The 16,540-nt window shown below is 45.4% G+C and carries 18 protein-coding genes; 3 read left to right on the top strand and 15 right to left on the bottom strand.

Features of this window, described 5'->3' with window-relative positions:
• Positions 1-66: 66 nt before the first annotated feature.
• The 5 genes from tnpA to ACOGW3_RS20005 form a co-directional block, all read right to left on the bottom strand.
• Positions 67-501: an IS200/IS605 family transposase gene (tnpA, locus tag ACOGW3_RS20025; protein WP_419901154.1), complete on the bottom strand. Its 435-nt coding sequence runs from the start codon at positions 499-501 to the stop codon at positions 67-69.
• Between the two features lie 103 nt (positions 502-604).
• Positions 605-814 (bottom strand): hypothetical protein, encoded by a 210-nt coding sequence (locus tag ACOGW3_RS20020; RefSeq protein ID WP_419904568.1) that lies wholly within the window; start codon positions 812-814, stop codon positions 605-607.
• Positions 804-2,387 (bottom strand): ABC transporter ATP-binding protein, encoded by a 1,584-nt coding sequence (locus tag ACOGW3_RS20015; protein WP_419904567.1) that lies wholly within the window; start codon positions 2,385-2,387, stop codon positions 804-806. The genes ACOGW3_RS20020 and ACOGW3_RS20015 overlap by 11 nt, the downstream gene beginning before the upstream one ends.
• Positions 2,388-2,538: 151 nt before the next feature.
• Positions 2,539-3,021, bottom strand: a complete 483-nt coding sequence (locus ACOGW3_RS20010; protein ID WP_419904566.1) for a BMP family lipoprotein — start codon at positions 3,019-3,021, stop codon at positions 2,539-2,541.
• Complete coding sequence (locus ACOGW3_RS20005) at positions 3,003-3,644, bottom strand: BMP family protein (RefSeq protein ID WP_419904565.1); 642 nt, start codon at positions 3,642-3,644, stop codon at positions 3,003-3,005. Before ACOGW3_RS20005 ends, ACOGW3_RS20010 begins: the two co-directional genes overlap by 19 nt.
• 504 nt (positions 3,645-4,148) lie before the next feature.
• Here ACOGW3_RS20005 and ACOGW3_RS20000 point away from each other — a divergent pair.
• Positions 4,149-6,461, top strand: coding sequence for a YgiQ family radical SAM protein (locus tag ACOGW3_RS20000; RefSeq protein WP_419904564.1), 2,313 nt, complete (start codon positions 4,149-4,151; stop codon positions 6,459-6,461).
• Positions 6,462-6,551: 90 nt separating this feature from the next.
• On the opposite strand, the gene ACOGW3_RS19995 is transcribed toward ACOGW3_RS20000, so the two are convergent.
• From ACOGW3_RS19995 to ACOGW3_RS19985, 3 genes are all read right to left on the bottom strand, one after another.
• Complete coding sequence (locus ACOGW3_RS19995; RefSeq protein ID WP_419904563.1) at positions 6,552-7,232, bottom strand: 50S ribosomal protein L11 methyltransferase; 681 nt, start codon at positions 7,230-7,232, stop codon at positions 6,552-6,554.
• 227 nt (positions 7,233-7,459) lie between these two features.
• A complete protein-coding gene (locus ACOGW3_RS19990; RefSeq protein ID WP_419904562.1) occupies positions 7,460-7,882 on the bottom strand; it encodes a hypothetical protein in 423 nt (140 codons plus the stop codon).
• Between the two features lie 70 nt (positions 7,883-7,952).
• Positions 7,953-9,080, bottom strand: a complete 1,128-nt coding sequence (locus ACOGW3_RS19985) for a vWA domain-containing protein (RefSeq protein WP_419904561.1) — start codon at positions 9,078-9,080, stop codon at positions 7,953-7,955.
• 148 nt (positions 9,081-9,228) lie between these two features.
• On the opposite strand from ACOGW3_RS19985, the gene ACOGW3_RS19980 reads away from it, so the two are divergent.
• Entirely contained in the window at positions 9,229-9,657 is a 429-nt protein-coding gene (locus ACOGW3_RS19980; RefSeq protein ID WP_419904560.1) for a DUF3010 family protein, read from the top strand.
• Between the two features lie 38 nt (positions 9,658-9,695).
• Here ACOGW3_RS19980 and ACOGW3_RS19975 read toward each other — a convergent pair whose 3' ends face one another.
• Complete coding sequence (locus tag ACOGW3_RS19975) at positions 9,696-10,640, bottom strand: HAMP domain-containing sensor histidine kinase (RefSeq protein WP_419904559.1); 945 nt, start codon at positions 10,638-10,640, stop codon at positions 9,696-9,698.
• A 142-nt stretch (positions 10,641-10,782) separates the two neighbouring features.
• Positions 10,783-10,938: a hypothetical protein gene (locus ACOGW3_RS19970; RefSeq protein WP_419904558.1), complete on the bottom strand. Its 156-nt coding sequence runs from the start codon at positions 10,936-10,938 to the stop codon at positions 10,783-10,785.
• Between ACOGW3_RS19970 and ACOGW3_RS19965 the strand changes: the two genes are divergently transcribed.
• Positions 10,925-12,157, top strand: coding sequence for an ISL3 family transposase (locus ACOGW3_RS19965; protein WP_419901077.1), 1,233 nt, complete (start codon positions 10,925-10,927; stop codon positions 12,155-12,157). The two genes, ACOGW3_RS19970 and ACOGW3_RS19965, sit on opposite strands and share 14 nt — an antisense overlap.
• Positions 12,158-12,159: 2 nt before the next feature.
• Here the strand turns inward: ACOGW3_RS19965 and ACOGW3_RS19960 are convergent, their stop codons facing one another.
• The 5 genes from ACOGW3_RS19960 to ACOGW3_RS19940 all read right to left on the bottom strand — a co-directional run bounded on the left by ACOGW3_RS19960 (position 12,160) and on the right by ACOGW3_RS19940 (position 16,478).
• A complete protein-coding gene (locus tag ACOGW3_RS19960) occupies positions 12,160-12,822 on the bottom strand; it encodes a CHASE4 domain-containing protein (protein WP_419904557.1) in 663 nt (220 codons plus the stop codon).
• 128 nt (positions 12,823-12,950) lie between these two features.
• Complete coding sequence (locus ACOGW3_RS19955) at positions 12,951-13,289, bottom strand: hypothetical protein (protein ID WP_419904556.1); 339 nt, start codon at positions 13,287-13,289, stop codon at positions 12,951-12,953.
• Between the two features lie 128 nt (positions 13,290-13,417).
• Complete coding sequence (locus ACOGW3_RS19950; protein ID WP_419904555.1) at positions 13,418-14,743, bottom strand: TRAP transporter large permease; 1,326 nt, start codon at positions 14,741-14,743, stop codon at positions 13,418-13,420.
• Positions 14,743-15,375 carry a TRAP transporter small permease subunit gene (locus tag ACOGW3_RS19945; RefSeq protein WP_419904554.1) on the bottom strand — a complete coding sequence of 211 codons (633 nt, stop codon included), beginning with the start codon at positions 15,373-15,375 and terminating at the stop codon, positions 14,743-14,745. The genes ACOGW3_RS19950 and ACOGW3_RS19945 overlap by 1 nt, the downstream gene beginning before the upstream one ends.
• Before the next feature lie 95 nt (positions 15,376-15,470).
• Positions 15,471-16,478: a C4-dicarboxylate TRAP transporter substrate-binding protein gene (locus ACOGW3_RS19940; protein ID WP_419904553.1), complete on the bottom strand. Its 1,008-nt coding sequence runs from the start codon at positions 16,476-16,478 to the stop codon at positions 15,471-15,473.
• Positions 16,479-16,540 lie beyond the last annotated feature (62 nt).

Below are 16,540 nucleotides of genomic sequence, written 5' to 3'. Positions count from 1 at the left end.
CCGGCAAAGCCGGGGGCTTAAGCGGGTGAGCCCCTTAAAGGGGCAAATTGGGAACCGCTAAAGCGGTTATGGATTGAATATATCCATTTGGTCAAAGTACTTATCACGCTCTTCTTGCGTTCTGATATACTCCCTCACCATCTGTTCATCGAGCCCTACAGTTGAGACGAAATATCCACGGGCCCAAAAATTTTCACCCTTGAAATTCCGTGCTTTATTTTTGAATTTTCGAGCTATGGCAATCGCGCTTTTTCCTTTTAGGTATCCAACGACTTTTGAAACAGCATGTTTGGGCGGTATGCTGATACACATGTGAATGTGATCCGGCATCAAATGGCCCTCCTCAATCTTACTTTCGCGATGCCCGGCCAGTTCATGGAAAATTTCACCAAGATACTGACGTAGGTTGCCATAGATAACTTTTTGCCTGCGTTTAGGGATGAAAACCACGTGGTATTTACAATCCCATCTCGTATGTGCAAGGCTTTTGTAATCTCTCATCGGCTAATTCCTTTGTTATTTTGGTCAATAAACAAAGAAATGTAAGACCGTGGGAACGGTCAAACCATTGAGAGTCCCCCGGCATAGCCGGGGGTTTACCGGATTAAATTAAAGGGATAGAGCGGGTCAGGGTTTCTGTTATAGCAAAGGTGGAGCCAATGGCGCCTTTGACCAGAAGGAGATAAGCATCACTAACCGATGCGCCAACCCAAAGGATCAGAATTGATCCCAAACCAAGGGAGACCATGACAGCGGCAAAAGGAGCAAAGGCAATGCGCCAAGGGGCCACGTACTGACGTGGTTCAATTTGCATGGCTTGGCTCCTCTACAGGTGCATTTAAGGTGTTGGGTACTTGATCGAGTGTCTGGCTTAGCGTTTGCCCTGCCATCATCAAACCGACCTGGCTGGTACTCACGGACTTTGCATCAAAAGGCTGCGTGAGTTTGCCGTGGTACATAACGCAAATACGATCACATAGAGAAAATAGTTCATCCAGATCTTCTGAAATCAGTAATATCCCAGCACCCCGTTTACGTGCAGCCAATAGCTGTTCGTGTACATAAGCAATAGCTCCTTCATCGAGGCCGCGAACAGGTTGGTTGGCTAGAATGAAGGCGGGTTCAGGTGAAAGGGCACGAGCAAGAATGAGTTTTTGCATGTTGCCACCAGAGAGCAGTTTGGTTTCTGCATCTGGTCCTTCGCAACGTATATCGAATGTTTCTATGAGCCTATTGGCTCGCTCAAGACATGCTTTGCGATCAATGACGATGCCTGCTTTGGAAACCGGTGTATTTCGTAGATCTTCGCTGATCAGGTTTTCCCAAAGTTCCATTTCTCCAACAACACCAGAGCTATGGCGGTCTTCAGGAATTCTACCAACGCCACGGTGGACAATGTTTGAGGGAGACGCCTGAGTTACTGGGACATCCAAAAGGTCAAAAGTGCCTTCACTTGGTATTGTGAGACCTGAAAGAAGGTCTGCCAAGACTGACTGACCGTTTCCAGCAACTCCTGCTATGCCAATAATTTCATGTTGGTGAATTGTCAGGTTCACTTGATCAAGTTTAGGAACAGCGCTTGCATCCCGGCCAGTGTCTTTAAGTGTGACAGCGTTTAATCTTACGACGGGCTTGCCGCATTCCATCGGTTCAAGACTTGGACGTTCGACCTTGCGGCCAACCATCATTTCCGCAAGCATTGCTCTATCAGCGTCCTTTGTTGCAACCGATCCAACGATTTTTCCACGCCGTAAAACTTCTACCCGGGTACTGATGTGTAAAATTTCATGGAGCTTATGGGAGATAAAAATAATGGCAAAGCCTTGTTTGGTCAGGCTTTTTAGGGTTTTGAACAGGCTTTTTGCCTCTTGTGGGGTCAGAACGGCGGTCGGTTCGTCGAGGATTAAGACCCGAGCGTCCCTGTAGAGTGCTTTTAATATTTCAACTCTCTGACGCTCCCCAACGGAAAGGTCTGCAACACGGGCATTGGGGTCGATTAATAGGCCGTAATCTTCTGACATCTGGGCCAGTTTGGCTTTGGCTGTGGTTTGTTTTAGAGACAGAGACCAAAGACTTTCAGTCCCGAGTATAATGTTTTCCAGAACGGTCAGATTTTCAGCCAGTGTAAAATGCTGATGGACCATACCGATACCAGCCTTGATCGCTGCGTCGGTTTGACCAGAAGGGAGTTGTTTACCATCGACCTCTATGTGGCCCTTGTCGGCAGTATAGTGGCCATAGAGAATATTCATCAGGGTGGTTTTACCTGCCCCGTTTTCTCCAAGTAGAGCGATCACATCACCCTTTTCCAAGGAAAAAGAAATATCGTTGTTTGCCACCAAGGGGCCAAATGATTTTGTAATGTTATGAAAGGCAAGCAAAGCCATTTAACGTCCCCCAAAAAACGAGTAACGAAACGTCGTTTAAAACGAACAATTTACTCCAATGCGTTGGTTCTATTTATGAACCATATTCAAGGCGCCCAAAAAAAGACCCCCGATCTCGGGAAAGTAAAAGAGATCAGGGGCCGGAAGGCGGCTAGTAGGTCGACTTTGGCTCGTTGTCGTCAATTTCGACAACGAACTTGCCTGAGAGGATATCTGACTTTATCTGTTCGACCTTAGCCTTGGCGTCGGCGGGGATTTTTGCCTCGAACTCATAATAAGGGGCAAGGGAAGCGCCTCCTTTTTGCATCATGGTCCATTCTTTGTAATCAGCTGCTTTGAAGGATCCGGCCTTTACCTGTGCAATGGCGTGTCCAATAGCTGATTCCATATGCCAAAGAGCAGATGTAACCACCACGTCTTTGCCATTTTCTTCCTTGTTCATGTCGTTCACGTTACCAAAGGCCAGTATACCTTTGTCACGAGCTGCATCGACAACACCTGCACGTTCAGCATAAAGAACGTCGACACCTGTTTCGATCTGGGCAAAGGCAGCTTCTTTTGCTTTCGGTGGATCGTACCAGGAACCAATAAAATTCACTTTGAATTGAGCACGGATTAACCGACCTGACAACACCTTTCGATCTGGGCAAAGGCAGCTTCTTTTGCTTTCGGTGGATCGTACCAGGAACCAATAAAATTCACTTTGAATTGAGCATTCGGATTAACCGAACGCGCTCCGGCCATAAAGGCATTGAACAAGCGGTCTTCGCCGATAGGGTAGCCACCGACCATTCCAATTTTGCCTGATTTACTCATGCTTCCAGCCAGAATACCCATGAGATAACAAGGTTCGTGTATGTAGTTATCAAATACTGAAAAATTTTCGCCATGGGGTTTGAAAGGATCACCCATGAGGAAGGCGATGTCTTTGTAATCGTCTGCAACTTTACGTGCTTCGCGAGATATACCGAATGCTTCGCCCACGATTAGGTCGGCTTTACCTTCTGCATATTCCCTGAGAACACGGACGTAATCAGTGTTGGCGACCTTTTCAGAAAAGACGTATTCGATTTCACCAGCTTCCTTTGCCGCAACCAATGCTTCGTGAAGACGTGCATCCCATTTTTGTTGAATTGGTTGGGTGTAGATACCAGCAACTTTTAATGTCTTGGCAAAGCCGGGTGTTGAGCCCAATGCCACACTTGTTAGTCCTGCCGCAGCAAGTGCGAGTACGGTTCTTCTGGATAAACCTGTCATGTTATCCCTCCCTGGATTGATGTAAAACAGCCCTGAAAGCGCCCAAATACAAGTTCGGTATTTCACCGTTAGTCGTTGTTCTTTAAATGCTTTCAGAAACGGATGTTCCTGTTGGTACGACTTGTACAGAGCTCTTTACTTCATCAGCCCGGACACATTGGTGTGTCTCTATTTATACTGATAATGAATGCTAATATTTTTTTGATCAGTTGGTCAAATAAAACAGGTGTAAAAGTAAAAATAATTTTAACCATGACAGGTGATTTGGAACGTATATAAGCATGTACGCAAAGGGTAACTCTTTTTAAATATTGAACTTACGGTGTGAGTTCCCCTAAAAATGCATAGAAGATGTGCAGTGTAAAAAGACAGGAATACTTGACCTCAGCGCTCAAGTAGTTAAAAGGGGGCAACAGATTTGGGCTTAGCTTAGTTAAATGCTCTAATAGCCAGATGTTAAAGCCCTTAAGATAACGTCAGCGAGAACAACGTAAGGCCTGAGTTATGCTCGAAGCCCAAAATACAGTCCCAAAAACGAACAAGACAGAAGATAAGACCCCAGCAAAAGTTTCAGGGAAGGCAAAGGCTGAGATTGAAGCCAAGAACCTTTTCTCTTATCGCAAGTATTGGGCCCAGCGTTTTGGTATTGCACCTTTCCTACCAATGTCCCGGGAAGAGATGGATCTTCTAGGGTGGGATAGTTGCGATGTAATTCTGGTTACCGGGGATGCCTATGTGGATCACCCAAGCTTTGGCATGGCGATTATTGGGCGACTTTTGGAATCTCAGGGTTTTCGCGTAGGTATAATCGCTCAACCGGAATGGAGCAATCCAGAGGCTTTTAAGGCACTGGGTAAGCCAAATCTCTATTACGGGATTACTGGCGGCAACATGGACTCAATGGTTAATCGTTATACTGCTGATAAACGCGTGCGTCATAATGACAGTTATACCCCAAACGACGAAGGCGGTAAGCGTCCGGATCGTTCGGTCATTGTGTATTCCCAACGCTGCCGTGAAGCTTACAAAGATGTTCCAATTGTTGTTGGGGGTATCGAAGCATCTCTTCGTCGAACAGCACACTATGATTACTGGTCTGATAAGGTTCGCCGCTCCGTCCTGATCGATAGTAAGGCTGATATCCTGCTCTACGGAAATGCAGAACGCGCTGTTGTCGAACTAACACACCGAATTGCCGCGGGTGAGCACCCGAAAGAAATTCAAGACATTCGTGGTACCGTCTACGCGAGAAAGTATACGCCAGAAGGGTGGACTGTTGCGGACATGTCCTCCATTGATGATGAAAACGATCTACATCATATTCCTGATCGTGCCGAAGCACGTAAGAAATTACGTGAAGCTGATAAGGATAAAATAGCTGTTCGCCTACCTTCCTATGAAGAGGTCATTGCTGATAAAGCCTTATACGCTCAGGCATCGCGTGTGGTTCATCTCGAAAGTAATGCGGGCAATGCGCGGGCGATGGTTCAGGGCCATGGCGATCGCGATATCTGGATCAACCCGCCACCGATCCCTTTGACAACACCGGAAGTGGATGGTGTGTTTGATCTGAACTATCAACGCGCCCCACATCCGGTTTATGGCGATGCCAAGCTTGCTGCGTGGGATATGATCCGTTTTTCAGTTAACATCATGCGTGGATGTTTTGGCGGTTGCTCTTTCTGTTCTATTACAGAGCACGAGGGACGTGTTATCCAGAGCCGTTCTGAAAAATCTATTCTTAAAGAAATTGAAGACATCCGTGACAAGGTCGATGGCTTTACAGGTCAAATAACCGATATGGGTGGCCCTACAGCCAATATGTACCGTATGGCCTGTAAGGACGATAACATCCAGAAAGTGTGTCGTCGTTTATCCTGTGTCTATCCTGATGTTTGTAAAAACCTGGATACCAGCCACGAAAGCCTGATCCAGCTCTACCGTAAAGCCCGTGATATCGATGGCGTGAAGAAAATCTCCATTCAGTCCGGTCTACGTTACGATATTGCAGTCAAAAGTCCGACTTACATCAAAGAGCTCGTAACCCACCACGTCGGTGGCTATCTGAAGATTGCGCCTGAACATACTGAAGAACGTGCACTTTCAAAAATGATGAAGCCGGGTATCGGGACTTATGATCGTTTTAAGTCTATGTTCGATGCTGCAGCTAAAAAAGCGGGTAAAGAGCTTTATCTCATTCCTTACTTCATCGCAGCGCATCCAGGCTGTGAAGACGAAGACATGATGAACCTTGCGATCTGGCTGAAACAAAATGGTTTCCGTGCGGATCAGGTTCAGAACTTCATTCCATCACCAATGGCATTGTCCACGGCGATGTACCACAGCGAACGTAATCCATTACGTCCGATCCGTCGCCATAGTGGTGAAGTCGTCAATACAGCCAAAGGTGTGAAACAGAGTCGTTTGCACAAAGCATTCTTGCGTTACCACGATCCTGAAAATTGGCCCATTTTACGTGAAGCATTGCGTGATCTTGGTCGTGCAGATTTAATTGGCCCGGGTAAAAAGCATCTGGTGCCTTCGTATCAACCGATTGGAACCGGGGATAACAAACCTGGGGCCAAGGGGTATGCCAAAAAGAAAGATCAAAAGAGCTTCTTTACCACACACGCAGGACAGGGACGCCGTCGCGCGGATGATAATACTTCCAGTCGTTCTGCTGGTGGTCCGGCTACTGGCGGTCCCGCTGGGGCGCGTAAATCTTCGGATGGGCCCTCAAGTAATGGCAAACCTTCAGGAGCGAGAAAATCCTCTCGGGGTAAACCATCGGGTAAGAGAAGACGTATTAGATCCTAAGATCTCTTCGTAAAATATTTGAAACCTGATAAAGGCGTCCAGTTGTTGAACAGGGCGCCTTTATTGATTCTTTAGAAGGGGTACTTTTTATTAAAGGTGTTTGGCCTCTACCAAATAGACGATTTCTGAATAGACGCCCTGGATCTCAACATAGTGAGCGTCACCCGTGCTCCGGTTCTTTTCTACCCGGTGCCAGAACTCGTGATAATGGTCTCTTATTTCGGTTTGAAAAACACCAATGATTTTATAACTAAACCCTTTCGCGTGAGCGTAGTTGGCTGCTTTGTTAATCGAAGAAAGGCTGGTCTGGAGAAAGAAGATTTGCCCACCTTGTTCAAGGTCTGTCTGACAAAAATCAAACAGGTCTTCAATCATGTCTATGCCATATATACCCCCGGAAAAAAACTCTTTTCCAGCGGATTTTGGGGTCGGTAATGACGCCGGATTTGATAGGATCAAATCATATTTTTCATCTATATCAGCGGTTTCTATTAGGTGAGTTTCAAAATTAAGACAATCATTTAAGGTAATGTTATCTTTACTTAATATGATGGCGTCCTGGTCGATGTCGAGGCCTGTGACTTGCTTGGCACCTCGCTTATCCGCATAGATACCCAACACACCTGTGCCACAACCAAAATCACAAATTCGGGCATTGGTGAAATCAATATTTTCCAGATATAATAGAAGAAATTCAGAGTATCGAGTTACACGTATTTTTTCATTTTCTAAAATACGCAGTTCTTGTAATCCAGCACTGAAAGTCTTCATATAAATTGGTTTCCCTTTAATAGTGTCCCTTGAATTTATATTAGGGATTATAACGCAAATCGGGATTTGAGGAGTGAATACTCCTCAAATACGCGTGAATTGAGGCTTATGCAATGGGTTATACTTAGGACGCCAAAGCATGTACTCAAAATATTTACATGTCATTATTTAAGGTTTTACTAAACACATAACTTAATAATATAAAACTACGTTCTCTTCTCTGAGTTTTATTCGAAAGTGTAAGAGCCTAATTCACAAAGATCTAAATCATAGTCTTCCACGACTTCTCCATCTTCAAAATCTGCTCGGATATCGTATTCGCATGTTTCCATGCCATCTGCGATCAAGACATCGATTTCATATCCGGAATCAAGAATACCGCCTTCCATAAGATTGCTTTCCCATTCGCCGGAACTCGCCGAAGAAACATGAAACGCAATAATGGGACTACTTGATTGATTTGATAGTAAAAATTCGAGATCTTCAGCCGATGCAGCGCCCGCCCAAACTAGACAAACTACAGCTACCGTTGCTTTAAAACAATTTATCATCAAAGCATTATTCCTTAAGGACAATTCATATATATTGAGAAAATACCTCATTTCTATTCGACGACAAACCATTTCATTAAGGTAAATGAATTTAGTCAAATTCATCCTTCTCATGCTCTTGACAATTTCAAGCCCAATTGTTGAAGGTTTCTGTACGGTTAGAAAGAGGTTAATTTAGTTGTTCTCGTAATGTTTCCTGAACAGCTTGATCGAAAGAGTCTATTTCATCTGATGCTTCACTTGCAGATTTAATTTTATCAGCAACATAGTCGTCATATTTCTTAATCAGTCTGCTCATATCTGCTTCAAGCTCAGCTCTGGCGGCAAGCTTTTCTTCTATATAACTCTGTTTCTCCTCCGAGTTTAAACTCTGAAGATCGGAAGGCAGTTCTTTTTCTTCCACTTTATCCAGAGTTATCACGCCGTTTTTAATGTCACCGATTAAATCTCCACCGCCCGTAATAACTTCCTTTGAAGACGTACGTTTGGAATAGAACTTTGAGTTTTCAACCTGAACTGATTCCGGGGCTTCGGATTTAGTCGACATCTTTTCGCGTACTTTTGTCTGTTCATCATCCGATCCATAAGGGATTACAGTTTCATCGATACGTTGTTGCAAGATGATGATATCGCCATCAAACGGGGTTTCAATTACTGTAATCCGGCCACCATCTTGGGGGATCGGGATATATTTACCACGCCCTCGTTGCGCGATTTCTTTCCAGACCTTTCTGGTTTCACGGTCTCCACCAGCTTGAATGGCGTTGACGACGATATCGTGTTTGTTAGCATATTTAATGATTTCAGGGTATTGAGGGGTATTTTCATAGTCCATGTGAGGCGGAGCGTCACCGACAAGGAAGACAATCCGCTGGATATCTTCACCCATACTCCAATCCAGATCTCTCATAGATGCATTTAATGCCTCATTGACGGCCTCTGGTGTATCGCCTCCACCGTCAGCCTTGAAACGGATAAGATTGCCATAGAGACCTTGAATATCGGTACTCATATCAAAAGTTTTGAGCATGTAATCATCCCCGATATCGCGATAACCGATCAGGGCCATATTGATTTCTGCGCCAGGATGAATATCAACAATGGTATTGGCAATTGACCAGATCTTTCGTTTAGCCCCATCGATTAAATCCACCATGGAGCCGGTGGTATCCAGGACAAAGGCAACTTCGATGCGCTCTTTCCCACCGATATTGTCAGCATGAACAAGTACGGGGAATGAGATAATAGCCGCTGTGGTGGCGAGGCCGGTAATGAATTTATGAACTGATTTTTTCATCAGACTACCCTATCTCTTTTGTGAAAATAGGAGCCTATGGTCGCTTGCCAATGTGGTGTGAAAAAGTGACTATCATGGCAAAAGGGGCAACGGGATCTCACTCTTGCCCTAATTAATAAAGCAGTTTGTACCTTTATAGGGAAATCAGATGAAACTTTGTGGGATTGAACTCAAGGGAAACGAAGCTGTACTCGCTGTTCTCGAAAATACGGGGGAGGGGCCAAAACATTTGGACTTGCCTCCGCGAAAGATAGCGTTGGGTGATAGCGATAAGGCGAGTGAGATTGTTGCTTTTCAAAATAAAATTGTCGAGTTCTTTCAAGCTAATAGTATCTCAAAAATCATTATCAAAAAACGCGCCAAAAAAGGAAAATTTGCTGGTGGCCCCGATACTTTCAAGATGGAAGCCCTTATTCAGATTACCACTCAGTTTGTACCGGGCTTAGAAGTTTTTTTGGTTACCCCACAGGCACTCGCTGCCATGGAAAAGAAGAACGATATCGGGATGCCTGTAACATTGAATAAATACCAACACGTGGCATATCTGTCCGGGGTTTATGGGTTTTTGCATTCGTGAAGCCTTACTTTAGACTTTCACGGACGAATGAAGAGAAGTTATTCCTGCGCCAAAGGCAATGTGAAACTGAAAGTTGAGCCCTTTCCAACTTCGCTATCCACGGATAATTTTCCACCCTGTTTCTCAAGTAGTTCCTTGCAAAGGTGAAGCCCAAGTCCTGTGCCAACCTCACCTGCTGTTCCCTTTGTGGATGTTTTTACATCAAGATCAAACAACTGCAGCACCTTTTCCGGGGGAATACCAACGCCAGTATCTGAAATGGATATCACGGCATCTAAATTTTTTGTTGTTGCGTTTAAAAGGATCTTACCTCCTTCAGGGGTGAATTTGATCGCGTTGTTTATCAAGTTACGGATAACCGTATCGACGATGTGGAAATCAGAAACGGCCTCTACGGGACTGTCTTGGAGCATTTGAAGGGTGAGGGACTTCTCTTTTGCAAGCGGAGTAAACAAGGCAATGTTATCGTTGATGATCTCAAGTAAATTGACTGGTTTGGGCTCGAATTGTAATCGTCCCATCTGAACAAGTGACCACTCCAGTAAATTTTCTAATAACCGGAATACTCTGGTCGCTGAAGCATGTACGTCATTGCTGTATTCTTCGATTTTTTCACGATCGAAATTCGACGAACTGGTTGCCAACATACCCGAAAATCCAAGCAGCGCATTGAAGGGGCCTTTCAAATCGTGAGAAATGATAGAGAAAAACTTGTTCTTCTGTTTATTCATTTCCAAGAGTTCATCGCGCTGGATCGTAATTTTTTGCTCTGCCTGATCAATGGTGTCGACCATGTTGTCAAATGATTGGGCAAGTTGACCGAGTTCATCATTAGAGCGATAACCTGTCCGTGCCAGTCTGTCCCCGGCTTGCCGGGATTTTACCACCGTGTGAAAAATATCCACCGGGTTAAGAATAATTCGCTGAAGCGCCAACAGCACGACGAGGAGAATGAGCAGGCTGAGCAGAATGGTTGAGACCATAGCGTAACGAATGCTGGTTGCTCCATTCTTTGAGATGTCTCTGGGTAACCGAGCTTCAAGCCGTAATAGGGGAAGTTCATCAAGGCCCGTGATGATGTTTGAAACCTGAAGGTAATCTGTATCTATTTCCGAAATTATATAGTTAGAGGTCAGGTCGAGTGGTTTCGTATCTCCTGCCAAAGGCGTGATGGCTCTTCTCCGCTTTGTTGAGTAGAAAAAGATGCCGACCGCCAAGTAACCTGTTGATATGTATGGTTTCTGATAACTTTACATAGAGCAGGTATATGACAATCAACATCTCGCAGCATATTTTAGGCCTCAAAGGGCAACGTGTAAATGAAATTAAACTGGATGACGGCGGTGTTAAGATTGTCATTCACTGCAGCCGAGACGCGCGTAGGAGGGCTATAGACCCTGCTACAGGCCAGAAGGGAAGCATCAACCAGCATGTCCGCCGACAAGTAAACGACATCCCCCTTTTTGGGTATCCTTGTGTGGTCGAGATTGAGCTGGCGCAGGTTTATATTAACAAGGGCGAACGCCGCATTGAGGGGTGTGATTTTGTTGATAAAGGGTGCCGTTTCACTCACCGATTTTGCCGACTGATCAGTGGATTATGTCGGCATATGTCTATTCAAGCGGTTTCCAGACATTTGGATATACGATGGGAAACGGTCAAGAATATCGACAGGGCATACCTTATTGAAACTCTCCCTACGCTTGATCCTGCAGAGCTAACTGGCTTGGAATATATTGGTGTAGATGAAGTTGCCCGGGCGAAAGGTCATGACTACATGACGGTGGTCTACGATATGGTTGGCGGTCATCTGATCTGGGTTGAAGCAGGCCGAACTGCCGAGGTTTTTTCAAGGTTTTTGAAACAACTGCAACCAGATACAGCCTGCAAAATAAAGGCCGTAGCGATGGATATGGGGCCTGCCTACCAAAAGGCTGTCAGAGAGTCCTTGCCGTTGGCCGACATAGTATTTGACCGTTTCCACGTCATGAAAAACTACAGCAAAGCTATCCATAATCAGCGTCGACTTGAGTTCAGAAAGGCCGATCCAAGTGGTAAAGAGTTGATGAAAGGGACGCATTATCTGTTGCTCAAAAATGCGGATAAGTTGAGTGAAAAACAAAGTGACAAGCTGCAAAGGTTGCTGGAGAGCAATAGCAACCTGAATGCACTTTACGTCTTGAAAGAACAGCTTCAGCTGCTGTGGAGTGCCGCTTCATTTGAGGCGATGGCGGAGCAACTGGAACGTTGGTGCCTGATAGCAGATCAGTCACAGATGCTCTATCTAAAAAAGTTCGCGAAATCCCTACGGAAACATTGTGTGGGCATCTGCAACTACGCCAAACACAAGCTCACAAGCGCCAGGATAGAGGCTGGTAATGTCAGTATAGGAATGATCCGTAAGCGAGCCAGAGGCATCAAGGATACCGAATACTTCAAACTCAAAATTAGACAATCATCCATTCCAGATAATCAATCTATGCTCTATTTGAAATCCTAAATCTACTCAACAAAGCGGAGAAGTGCCGGCGTGATGCTAAAATCAATCCTGGTCTGTTCACGAATTTCCTGGAGGATACTTTCGGTCAGAAAGCGCCCAAATACCACAAACCCCCGTGTCGGGCCCTCGTTGTCAGAGGAGAGAGCAGACCTGGCGCTGATTATAACCGGAACACCCTCTATCATCATAAGGCCAAGCAGAGGCGCCTTGTCACCTTTATCCTGTTCTCTGTATGTCGGAATATTCGGCAATAATCTATCAGTCACGATTTCAATAAAAGGAGTCTTAATAAGCTCTGTCTCAGTATCCAAATCGAGCACTTTACCCCAAACCAAATTATGGTCCAGATCGTAGAAGGTCATGAAGTTGAGATCTGAGTTATAAAGGGTTTCATCAACCAGGTTTGAATTGATATATTGCTGATTATGATCCTCTATGAATTCAGCGGTATCATCCCAGTTTGCCCAATCACTGTTGAGAATGTCGAGGTTATCGGCACGGACCTTGATCGCCTCGTTAACGCGATCAATATTGGTCTTTGCCTGTTCTTGTTCGAGGTCAATAAAACTCGGATAAACAATGAATTTTTGCACACCAAACTGAAGTGCACCGAAAGCTACAAACAAGGACAGCAGAATAAACAGAATTTTTGTTTTAAGCTGCATTACATAAATTCTCCCAAACCATCCCCTGGCTTCCATGCCTTTGTTAAGGAGATTATCCCACAGTTATTTTTGATATTCGTTAATGGAAGAAGAGAATGTAAACTGGCCTTGAATGGTGATTTACATTCTTAGGCAGAGGTTTTGTGTTTGAGTGTTTGACGGGGCGTTAAATGTTCAACCAATTGAACCGTGGATGAGAGTGCTATTTCAGGATAGTGTTCCTGCATACCTTCCAGCATGATCTGGTCAGGCCATTCTATCTCTTTTCCAAGATAGGCTGGGACATATGAAAGCAGCATATCGGTACATTTGGTCACCCATACGTCTACAGTTTGACTTAGGTTGTCCTCATTTACATAAGTCATCAAGCCAGGCTTAATTTTAAGCTCTCTCCACCGGATGGTAGAGGTTTTCTCGCCCGATAAAATTTGTGGGAAAAGTCGCCCAACGACATCAAGTTTTTGCATGAAAGCTCCAAACTTTGACAAGATAATTGAGTACTATTGGTTCTCATCACTCAACTAATGTTTTAATAAAAAAATCCCCCGAAGACTTTCTGTCATTCGGGGGATTTTATCAAGTTAGCTGTGTAAATCTAACCCAGTATTAGACTTGGAAGCCACAGTACAATTTGAGGGAAAGCTATTAAAACCCCAATGGTCACGGCATCAGCAACGAAGAAAGGAGATGCCCCTTTGAACACATCCTGTACCGAGATATCCGAGCGTACACCCGCCACCACGAAACAGTTGAGACCAATAGGCGGTGTAATCAGGCACAGCTCTGCCATTTTTACCACGATAATCCCAAACCAGATTGGATCATAACCCAGAGCCATCACGGCAGGGAACACCACAGGTAAGGTAAGAAGCAACATACCGATGGCATCCATGAACATGCCTAAAATCGCATAGGCCGCAAGGATCATGAGCAAGGTAACAATAGGAGGCTGATCCAATCCTGCAATCCAAACCTCGAATACGCCAGGAAGGTCAGCGAAACCGAGGAAACGGACATAGAGTAAGACGCCCCAAATGATGGTGAAGATCATCACCGTCAGCTTTGCGGTTTCAAGTAAGGCGTCTTTGAGATTACCCCATTTCATGCCTTTCCAAAACGCCATCAGCAGAACAACAAATCCGCCCAAGGCACCTGCCTCGGTTGGGGTGCCCCAACCGCCATAGATACAGAAGATGATGATGAAAACAACGAACAGGATCGGGAAGGCGCCTGGTAAGGTTTCAAAACGTTCCATCCAGGTAAAACCTGTGACAGGAGGGCCGAGGTCTTTGCGGGTTTTGGCCATAAAAATAACCAAACCGCCATAGATCAGAGCTGATACCAATCCGGGTAGAAAGCCTGCAAGTAATAGAGCTCCCACAGATTCTTCGACGATAATTGCATAGATAACAAGGATCGCCGAAGGTGGAATAAGCGAAGCCAAGGTACCACCGGCCGCGACGACACCCGCTGCGAATTTCTTGTCATAGCCAAGCTTTAACATCTCGGGGATGGCGATCCGGGCAAAGACAGCTGAGGTGGCAACCGAGGCGCCGGATACGGCAGCAAAGCCTGCAGTGGCAAAGACCGTCGCGACCCCAAGTCCACCAGGTAACCAGCCGACCCAACGTTTGGCCGCCTCGAATAAGGCTTTGGTCAAACCCGCATAGTAGGCGAGATAGCCAATTAATATGAAGGTCGGGATCAGGCTCAAAGCATAGGTTGTTGCTTTTGAATGGGGAACGGTACCCGCCATTTTAACTGCGACAAGGAAGCCTTTCTCAAGGCCATATTTTTGGCCGAAAATAGCGACCAACCCCATAAAGCCAATGAATGCAGCGGCAAAAGCAACTCGCACGCCCATAATGACAAGAACGACAAGCAGCCCGGATAACCAAAGGCCAATATCAATAGGATCCATTATACTTTTCCCCCATTTTCTTTATCAAAGCCAGAAACATGTTCAGCTTCATGTGCTGCTTGCTCAGCTGCATCTTCTATGAGCGGCACCGCCACTGGCTCACTCTCTCCGGAGATCACCGCGCGCGCATAACCAATTACGTGAATTAAAATGCGTAAGGCCAAAATGGACAGTGCAAGGGGAACCATTAATTTCGCAGGCCATAGGGGAAGTGCAATATCAATAGAGCTATCGCCGTTTTTAAAAGCCCGCATGAAATGAAGCCAAGACCCGTAGGTCAGTGCAGTGATCAAGAACAACATTATGAGAGAGGACAGTAGTTCTGACGCCCACAACAAACGTCCCTTTAAGTGGGATACAACGATATCCATTCGAATGTGACCGCCAAGACGATGGCAATAGGCTACCCCAACGAAAGCAAAGACGGCCATGGATTGTTCAACCCAGTCAATAAAACCAGGCACAGGGATATTGAAAAGTTTGCGGCCTAAAATCTGTGCCACGGCAAGCAACATCAAGGCGAGAATGATCAGTCCTCCCACCAGCGCAAGCTTGCTTTCGATTGAAAATAAGGCGCGGTCCAATCGGCTTAGGCCGGAATTATCTTCTCGCACCATCGATGAACTTGACATCGTGTGCCCCTCTCGAAATTTCTAATGAATTTAAGAATTTAGATAAAAAAGAGCCCGTCTCGTAAAATTACGAGACGGGCTTTTTCATCTGTTCTTTACTTTGCAACCATATTTGCAACGATATCATATAGTTCCTGAGCAGGAATGCCTTTTGCGGACATATCCTTGATCCATGCATCTTTTGCAGGGCCAGCAACAATTTCTTTGAACTTTGCTAATTCAGCGTCATCAAATGTGATGCTTTTAATGCCTTTTTCTTTCAGTACAGGACCCCATGCATCCATGGTTTTGCCGTTGTAGTTAGCAATATAATGGTCCAGGGACTCATCAAGAGAACTCATTAGGGCATCACGATGTGCATCAGGCAGGTCGTTTAAAGCATCTGTATTTGCAACAACCGGGCAGTTTACAGTGCCTGGGTTCAAGTTAGTGGTCCACCATTCCGCGATATCAACCGTACGAAATGCCATATGCGCATGAGGTGCAAAGGCAACCGCAGAAACAACGCCAGATTCCAATGCGTTATATACTTCCGTTGCAGTCATGGATGTTGGTACACCGCCAACAGTTTTCATGGCTTTACCCACACCACCAGTGGCGCGAACGCGCATACCATCAAAATCGTGCAGGAAGGTTGGGGCCTCACCAACACCAGCCAGGTTATACTGTGGCATTGGGGTCGGCATCAGGATTGTAGCATTCCAGCGAGCGAGGTCTTTAACAACAGCTGGGTGCTTGTAGACAGCTTTGGCTATTGCTGCTTCTTGATCTAGAGTTTGTACGCCGAGGAATGGCAATTCCATTACGGTTATGGTCGGGTTTTTGTCACGATGATAGCCGGCACAGAATTGTGCCATTTCAAACGCGCCAATGGAAATACCATCAAGGTTTTCTTTATTCTTGGATAGACCACCATAAGAGATGTTCAATGTGAAATCGCCATTGGTCTTTGCGGATACCAATTCAGCCAGCTTCTCAACATGCTCAGTGAAAGCGCGACGCTTACCCCAAAGTGATACGTTCCACTCAGTTGCCATAGCCTCGGCACTGAAAGAAAACGCTACTGTTGCCAGCGTAAGCATTTTTAGGTTTTTACTAATCATTTTTATCTTGCTCCCTAGATATTTTTGACTGTTCCGGGATGTAATCCTGGTCGTCGCCCATT

The organism is Kiloniella sp., assembly GCF_965205715.1.
Lineage (GTDB): Bacteria > Pseudomonadota > Alphaproteobacteria > Kiloniellales > Kiloniellaceae > Kiloniella.
The sequence above is the reverse complement of the archived record's forward strand: the minus strand, read 5'-3'. Positions and strand labels throughout refer to the sequence as shown.